Raw genomic sequence first — 6,907 nt, 5'->3', positions numbered from 1 at the left:
GCCGGAGGGGGAGCCCGCGTACGCGCCGCACCGGGGTGAGCCGATCCGCGTGCTGGTGGTGGACGACCACGCGCTGTTCCGCCGGGGGCTGGAGATCGTGCTCGCGGAGGAACAGGACATCAAGGTCGTCGGCGAGGCCGGGGACGGCGCGGAGGCCGTGCTGAAGGCCGCCGACCTGCTGCCCGACATCATCCTCATGGACGTCCGGATGCCGCGCCGCAGCGGGATCGAGGCCTGCACGGCGATCAAGGACGTGGCGCCCAGCACCAAGATCATCATGCTGACGATAAGCGACGAGGAGGCCGACCTCTACGAGGCGATCAAGGCGGGGGCCACCGGCTACCTGCTGAAGGAGATCTCCACCGACGAAGTCGCCACCGCGATCCGCGCGGTCGCCGACGGGCAGTCGCAGATCAGCCCGTCGATGGCCTCCAAGCTGCTCACCGAGTTCAAGTCGATGATCCAGCGCCGCTCCGACGACCGGGACCTGGTGCCCGCACCCCGGCTCACCGACCGGGAGTTGGAGGTGCTGAAGCTGGTGGCGACCGGGATGAACAACCGGGAGATCGCCAAGGAGCTGTTCATCAGCGAGAACACCGTGAAGAACCACGTGCGCAACATCCTGGAGAAGCTCCAACTGCACTCCAGGATGGAGGCCGTGGTGTACGCGATGCGGGAGAAGATCCTCGAAATAGGGTGAGCCGGGCCCGGGGTGAGCCGGGCCCGGTTCGCGCCGGGCGGCTCAGTCCGCGAGCAGCTTCTCCAGGGCCGGGCGCAGCCGTTCGTCGTGCAGCGCCTCGATCCGCACCCCGTCGCAGCCGACCCAGTCGGCCGCCTCGCGCAGTGCGGTGGCCAGCGCCTCGACGTGCTGTGCGCCTGCTCCGCGGCCGCCGGTCAGCGAGACCTGCCGGGCGACCAGCGTGCGCCCCTCCCGGGCCGGGTCGACCCGGCCGACCAGTCGGCCGCCGGCGAGCAGCGGCATCGCGAAGTAGCCGTGCACCCGCTTGTGCTTGGGCGTGTAGGCCTCCAGCCGGTGCGTCATGCCGAAGATCCGCTCGGTGCGGGCGCGGTCCCAGATCAGCGAGTCGAACGGCGAGAGCAGCGTGGTGCGGTGGCGCCCGCGCGGGGCGGTGGCGAGGGCGGCCGGGTCGGCCCAGGCGGGGGCGGCGGCGCCGTCCGGGCCCCAGCCGGCCACCTCGACCGGGACCAGCCCGCTGTCGGCGAGCACCTGGTCCAACTCCTCGGCGCGCAGCCGGTGGTAGTCCAGCAGGTCGGCCCGGGTGGCCACGCCGAGCGCGGCGCCGGCCTGGGCGACCAGGGTGCGCACGCACTCCCGGTCGGACCGCTCCTGGCCGAACAGGGCGTCCGGGATGGTCTGTTCGGCCAGGGAGTACACCCGCTTCCAGCTCCGGCGCTCGGAGCAGACCACGTCGCCGAAGGCCAGCGCCCGCTCGACCGCGATCTTGGTGTCCGACCAGTCCCACCACTCGGCGGTCCGCTTGGCGCCGCCCAGCTCGGTGGAGGTCAACGGCCCCTCGGCGCGCAGCTTGTCGAGCACGGCCCGGTAGGCCTCGGGCGTGACCTGGTGGCCCCAGAGGTGGCCCCGGTCGCGGTAGCGGCGGCGCCGGAAGGCGAACAGCGGCCACTCCTCGACCGGCAGGACGCAGGCCGCGTGCGACCAGTACTCGAAGCTGGCGCCCGCGCCCCAGTACGCCGCCTCCACGGCCGGGCGGCCGACCGCGCCGAGCCGGGCGTACGGCACCAGTTCGTGCGAGCGGGCCAGCACCGAGATGGTGTCCAACTGGACGGCGCCCAGGTGCCGCAGGACGCCGCGCACCCCCGCCCGGCGGTCGGGCGCGCCGAGCAGGCCCTGGGCGCGCAGGGCGATCCGGCGGGCGTCGTCGGCGCCGAGGACGGTGACGGGGGAAGGCCCGGGGCGGGCGGCTGCGGCGGTCATGCCGGGGAGCGTAGCCCCGGGCACCGACAGCCGGACCGGGGTGGGCCCGGCTCAGTCCAGGTCGGTGTCCACGTCGGTGTCCAGGTCGGTGGCGAGCAGGGAGGCGATCCAGGAGTCCTGGAAGACGCCGCGCTGCTCGGCGTACGAGCGCAGCGTGCCCTCGAAGCGGTAGCCGACCTTCTCGGCCACCGCCCGGGAGCCCTCGTTGCCGACGTAGGCCTGCCACTCCAGGCGGCGAAGACCGAGCTCGCGCAGGCCGTACTCGGAGACGGCACGGGCGGCCTCGGTCGTGTAGCCGCGGCCGCGGAACTCCTTCACCGCCCACCAGCCGATCTCGGCGCATCCCTGGTCTTGCGGGCGCAGGACGAGCCCCTGGCTGCCGACCAGGGCGCCGGATCCGCGTTCGAAGACGCACCAGATCCGGTTGGCGCCGGTGTTCCAGCCCTCGCCCGCGAGGTCGCGCACGAAGTACTCCGCGTCGTAGCGCCGGTACGGGGAGGGCACCACCGTCCAGCGCTGGATCTCCGGGTCCTGGCAGGCCGCGAAGATCGCGTCGATGTCGCCTTCCTGCGGGGCGCGCAGCACGAGGCGTTCGGTGGTGAGGGTGACCGGTTCGGTGCGGAGTTCGTCCATGCACGGATTATTCCGTGCGATAGGGAAGGCGGACATCCGATTATCTGCCCAACTCCACGACCCGCCGACCCTTTTGTCCGGGTGGGCGGTGCTATCGGTCCATGTGCTCGCGCGGGTGACACGGGAATAGCGTGCTGACGCACCTCCCGGGGGGTTGGACTCCTCGCATACGATGGCCCGTGCGGTGGGGTGGACCCGCCGTGCAGTCGTCCAGTGCCAATACAGGCAAGGAGCCCGCTCAAGTGTCCGTCTTCGACAAGATCCTGCGCGCCGGCGAGGGCAAGATCCTTCGCAAGCTGCAGCGGATTGCTGCCCAGGTCAACTCCATCGAAGAGGACTTCGTCAACCTCACCGACGCCGAGCTGCGCGCGCTGACCGACGAGTACAAGCAGCGGCTCGAGGACGGCGAGACGCTGGACGACATCCTCCCCGAGGCGTTCGCCACCGTCCGCGAGGCCGCCAAGCGCGTGCTCGGCCAGCGGCACTACGACGTCCAGCTCATGGGTGGTGCGGCGCTGCACTACGGCTACGTCGCCGAGATGCGCACCGGTGAGGGCAAGACCCTCGTCGGCACCCTGCCCGCGTACCTCAACGCGCTGACGGGCAAGGGCGTCCACCTGATCACCGTCAACGACTACCTCGCCGAGCGCGACTCGGAGTGGATGGGCCGGGTGCACCGCTTCCTCGGTCTCGAGGTCGGCGTGATCCTCGCCAACATGACCCCCGTCGAGCGCAAGCGCCAGTACGCGATGGACATCACGTACGGCACGAACAACGAGTTCGGCTTCGACTACCTGCGCGACAACATGGCCTGGTCGAAGGACGAACTCGTCCAGCGCGGCCACAACTTCGCCGTGGTCGACGAGGTCGACTCGATCCTCATCGACGAGGCCCGCACCCCGCTGATCATCTCCGGCCCGGCCGACCAGGCGACCAAGTGGTACGCCGACTTCGCCAAGCTGGTGCTGCGCCTGAAGATCGAGCGGGACTACGAGGTCGACGAGAAGAAGCGCACCGTCGGCATCCTGGAGGAGGGTGTCAGCCGGGTCGAGGACTACCTGGGCATCGACAACCTCTACGAGTCGGTGAACACCCCGCTGGTCGGCTTCCTGAACAACGCCATCAAGGCCAAGGAGCTGTACAAGCGCGACAAGGACTACGTCGTCATGAACGGTGAAGTCATGATCGTCGACGAGCACACCGGCCGCATCCTGGCCGGCCGCCGCTACAACGAGGGCATGCACCAGGCGATCGAGGCCAAGGAGGGGGTGGAGGTCCAGAACGAGAACCAGACCCTGGCCACCATCACCCTGCAGAACTTCTTCCGCCTGTACGACAAGCTCTCGGGCATGACCGGTACCGGCACCACCGAGGCCGCCGAGTTCCACCAGATCTACAAGCTCGGCGTGGTCCCGATCCCGACCAACAAGACGCCGCTGCGCATCGACCAGCCCGACCTGATCTACAAGTCGGAGCCGGCCAAGTTCGCCGCCGTGGTCGAGGACATCGCCGAGAAGCACGAGAAGGGCCAGCCGGTGCTGGTCGGCACCGTGTCGGTCGAGAAGTCCGAGTACCTGTCGCAGGAGCTGCGCAAGCGCGGCATCCCGCACGAGGTGCTGAACGCCAAGCACCACGAGCGCGAGGCGCAGATCGTCGCGCAGGCCGGCCGCAAGGGCGCCGTCACCGTCGCCACCAACATGGCCGGCCGTGGCACCGACATCATGCTCGGCGGCAACCCGGACCACCTCGCGGCGGCCGAGCTGGCGCAGCGCGGGCTCTCCGCCGCGGACAACCCGGAGGAGTACGAGGCCGCGTTCCCGGCCGCGCTGGAGAAGGCCAAGGCCTCGGTGAAGGCCGAGCAGGAGGAGGTCAAGGAGGCCGGTGGCCTCTACGTCCTCGGCACCGAGCGGCACGAGTCCCGCCGGATCGACAACCAGCTGCGCGGTCGTTCCGGCCGTCAGGGCGACCCGGGCGAGTCCCGCTTCTACCTGTCGCTGGGCGACGACCTGATGCGCCTGTTCAAGGCCGGCATGGTCGAGCGCGTGCTCTCGATGGCCAACGTGCCCGAGGACGTGCCGATCGAGTCCAAGATGGTCACCCGCGCCATCGCCTCCGCGCAGACCCAGGTCGAGCAGCAGAACTTCGAGATCCGCAAGAACGTCCTGAAGTACGACGAGGTGCTCAACCGCCAGCGCGAGGTCATCTACGGCGAGCGCCGCCGGGTGCTGGAGGGCGAGGACCTCCAGGAGCAGGTCGGCCACTTCATGGACGACACCGTCGAGGCGTACGTCCGGGCGGCCACCGGCGAGGGCTTCGAGGACGACTGGGACCTCGACAAGCTCTGGACCGCGCTCAAGCAGCTCTACCCGATCACCCTGGACCTCGCGGAGCTGGAGGAGGAGGTCGGCGGTCCGTCCGGCCTGACCCCCGAGTTCCTGATCAAGGTCGTCCAGGAGGACGTCCAGGCCCAGTACGGCGCCCGCGAGGACCAGCTTGGCGCCGAGATCATGCGTGAGCTGGAGCGCCGGGTCGTGCTCTCGGTGCTGGACCGCCGCTGGCGCGAGCACCTCTACGAGATGGACTACCTCCAGGAGGGCATCGGCCTGCGGGCCATGGCGCAGCGCGACCCGCTGGTCGAGTACCAGCGCGAGGGCTTCGACATGTTCACCGCGATGATGGAGGGCATCAAGGAGGAGTCCGTCGGCTACCTGTTCAACCTGGAGGTCCAGGTCGAGCAGCAGGTCGAGGAGGTGCCGCTGGCGGACGCCGAGGTGGTCCTCGACAAGCTGGAGAAGGACGCCGCCCGCCCGGAGATCAAGGCCAAGGGCCTGGAGGCCCCGAAGCCGCAGCGGCTGCACTACACGGCCCCCTCGGACGAGGTCGGCGGCGGTGTGGTCGAGGGCGACTTCGAGGACTCCGCGCCGGAGGACGAGGGCGACGGGCTGACCCGCGCCGAGCGCCGCAAGGCCGCCAAGTCCACCAAGGGCCGCCGCCGCAAGGGCTGAGCGCACCCCGGGACGCCACGCAGGGCGCCGCACCCGCACGGGGGCGGCGCCCTGCGCCGTCCCGTACGCCGGGGGCCTCATCGGGCCTCCACGGCGGTGCACTGCCACTGCCCGTCCGGGCCGCGCTGCTCCAGCCGGAAGGCCACCATGTGGTGCCGTCGGCCGAGGTCGACCCGTACGCAGGCCTCCACCGCGTCGGGTGAGGGTGATCGGTCGTGCACCGGGCCGAGCCGGGGCCGGTCGGCGGGGCCGCCGCGGCGCAGCGCGCCGGCCCGGACCAGCGAGGCGAGCTGCCCGTAGCCGTCCAGGCTGGTGTGCCGCATCAGCTGGCCGGAGGGCCGGGCGCCGGTGAGCACCTCGACCAGCTGGTGGGCGAAGCGGGAGGCGAGTGCCCCGGGGTCGTGGCGGGGGGCTCCGGCGGCGGCGGTGCAGGCGGCGCGCGGGTGGCGCGGCCGGCGCCCGGTTGGGTCGCAGCCGCCGGTGGCGCGGATCCGGCGGTGCGGGCGGGCGGTGAGCCCGCCGGTCGGGCGGGCGACCGGGTGCCCGGTCGGGTGTGCGGTCGGGTGTGCGGTCGGGTGTGCGGTCGGGTTGCTGCTCAGCCGGACGGTCACGGTGGCTCCCGGTAGGGGTGGTGCGGGTACGGACGGGGCCAGGCTGGCGGCGGCCCGCGCGGGGCGGCAATGCGTTTTCGCGGCGGCCGGAGCGTGGCGAGAAGTTCACCTATCCCGGTGAATCGACCAGTGCGGCGACGGGCTCGAAGAGTTGTTCGGAGGCGCCCGGTTGACGCGCGGGGGCGGGGCGCACGGCCCGGAAAGGGGACGCCCCGGTAGGTCGGACCGGGTGACCCGGCCCGGGCCCGCCGTTGCGTTGCGCAGCCGTCCGCGCGCACCATCGGAGCCTGACGGGGGCTCGCCCCCACGACGACGGGCGGCCGGGTATGACGACAGCCGGTATGACGGCACGGGCGGTGGCGGCGCCGACCCCGGACGCCGGGGGCGCACCCCGGCGCGGGCTGGTGCTGGGCGGTGGCGGGATGCTCGGCGCGGCCTGGACGGTCGGCGCGCTGTGCGCCGTCGAGGAGGCCACCGGCTGCCGACCGGGCGCGGCGGACGTGCTGCTCGGCACCTCGGCGGGCGCGATCCTGGCCGCGATGCTGGCCGGTGGCGTCCGCCCCGAGCAGCTGCGCGACCACCAGCGCGGCCTGCCGATCACCGAGGGCCCGCTGGCCGGGGTGGCCTTCGACTACGACACCGCCGTCGGCGGCGCGCTGCCGCCCCGCCCCCGGGCCGGGATCGGCTCGCCGGACCTGCTG

Annotated in this window: 6 protein-coding genes; 3 read left to right on the top strand and 3 right to left on the bottom strand. The window is 72.0% G+C overall.

The genetic code is table 11. The annotated features are described in order from the left end of the window. Positions 1–700 (top strand): response regulator transcription factor (locus J0670_RS25680; protein ID WP_207814038.1); only part of this gene is annotated, 700 nt, incomplete at its 5' end. Between the two features lie 42 nt (positions 701–742). Here the strand turns inward: J0670_RS25680 and J0670_RS25675 are convergent. Together J0670_RS25675 and J0670_RS25670 are read right to left on the bottom strand one after the other, a co-directional pair. Then, positions 743–1,957 (bottom strand): winged helix-turn-helix domain-containing protein, encoded by a 1,215-nt coding sequence (locus tag J0670_RS25675; protein ID WP_207814037.1) that lies wholly within the window; start codon positions 1,955–1,957, stop codon positions 743–745. A gap of 51 nt (positions 1,958–2,008) precedes the next feature. Further along, positions 2,009–2,590: a GNAT family N-acetyltransferase gene (locus J0670_RS25670; RefSeq protein ID WP_207814036.1), complete on the bottom strand. Its 582-nt coding sequence runs from the start codon at positions 2,588–2,590 to the stop codon at positions 2,009–2,011. A 242-nt stretch (positions 2,591–2,832) separates the two neighbouring features. Here J0670_RS25670 and secA point away from each other — a divergent pair, with 242 nt between their 5' ends. Continuing rightward, complete coding sequence (gene secA, locus J0670_RS25665) at positions 2,833–5,595, top strand: preprotein translocase subunit SecA (protein WP_207814035.1); 2,763 nt, start codon at positions 2,833–2,835, stop codon at positions 5,593–5,595. Positions 5,596–5,672: 77 nt separating this feature from the next. Here secA and J0670_RS25660 read toward each other — a convergent pair whose 3' ends face one another. After that, on the bottom strand, positions 5,673–6,206 hold the full coding sequence (locus tag J0670_RS25660) for an Rv3235 family protein (RefSeq protein ID WP_207814034.1): 534 nt from the start codon (positions 6,204–6,206) through the stop codon (positions 5,673–5,675). A 341-nt stretch (positions 6,207–6,547) separates the two neighbouring features. Between J0670_RS25660 and J0670_RS25655 the strand changes: the two genes are divergently transcribed. Further along, the coding region (locus tag J0670_RS25655) for a patatin-like phospholipase family protein (RefSeq protein WP_207814033.1) at positions 6,548–6,907 on the top strand (360 nt) is incomplete at its 3' end.

This window comes from Streptomyces sp. FH025 (genome assembly GCF_017427025.1).
Lineage (GTDB): Bacteria > Actinomycetota > Actinomycetes > Streptomycetales > Streptomycetaceae > Kitasatospora.
Note: the sequence above shows the minus strand (reverse complement) of the source record. Positions and strands in the feature narration are given on the sequence as shown.

Bases quoted from the DNA above. Each gene is read 5' to 3' on its own strand.
- J0670_RS25675 (WP_207814037.1), bottom strand. From the start codon at position 1,957: ATGACCGCCGCAGCCGCCCGCCCCGGGCCTTCCCCCGTCACCGTCCTC.
- J0670_RS25670 (WP_207814036.1), bottom strand. From the start codon at position 2,590: ATGGACGAACTCCGCACCGAACCGGTCACCCTCACCACCGAACGCCTC.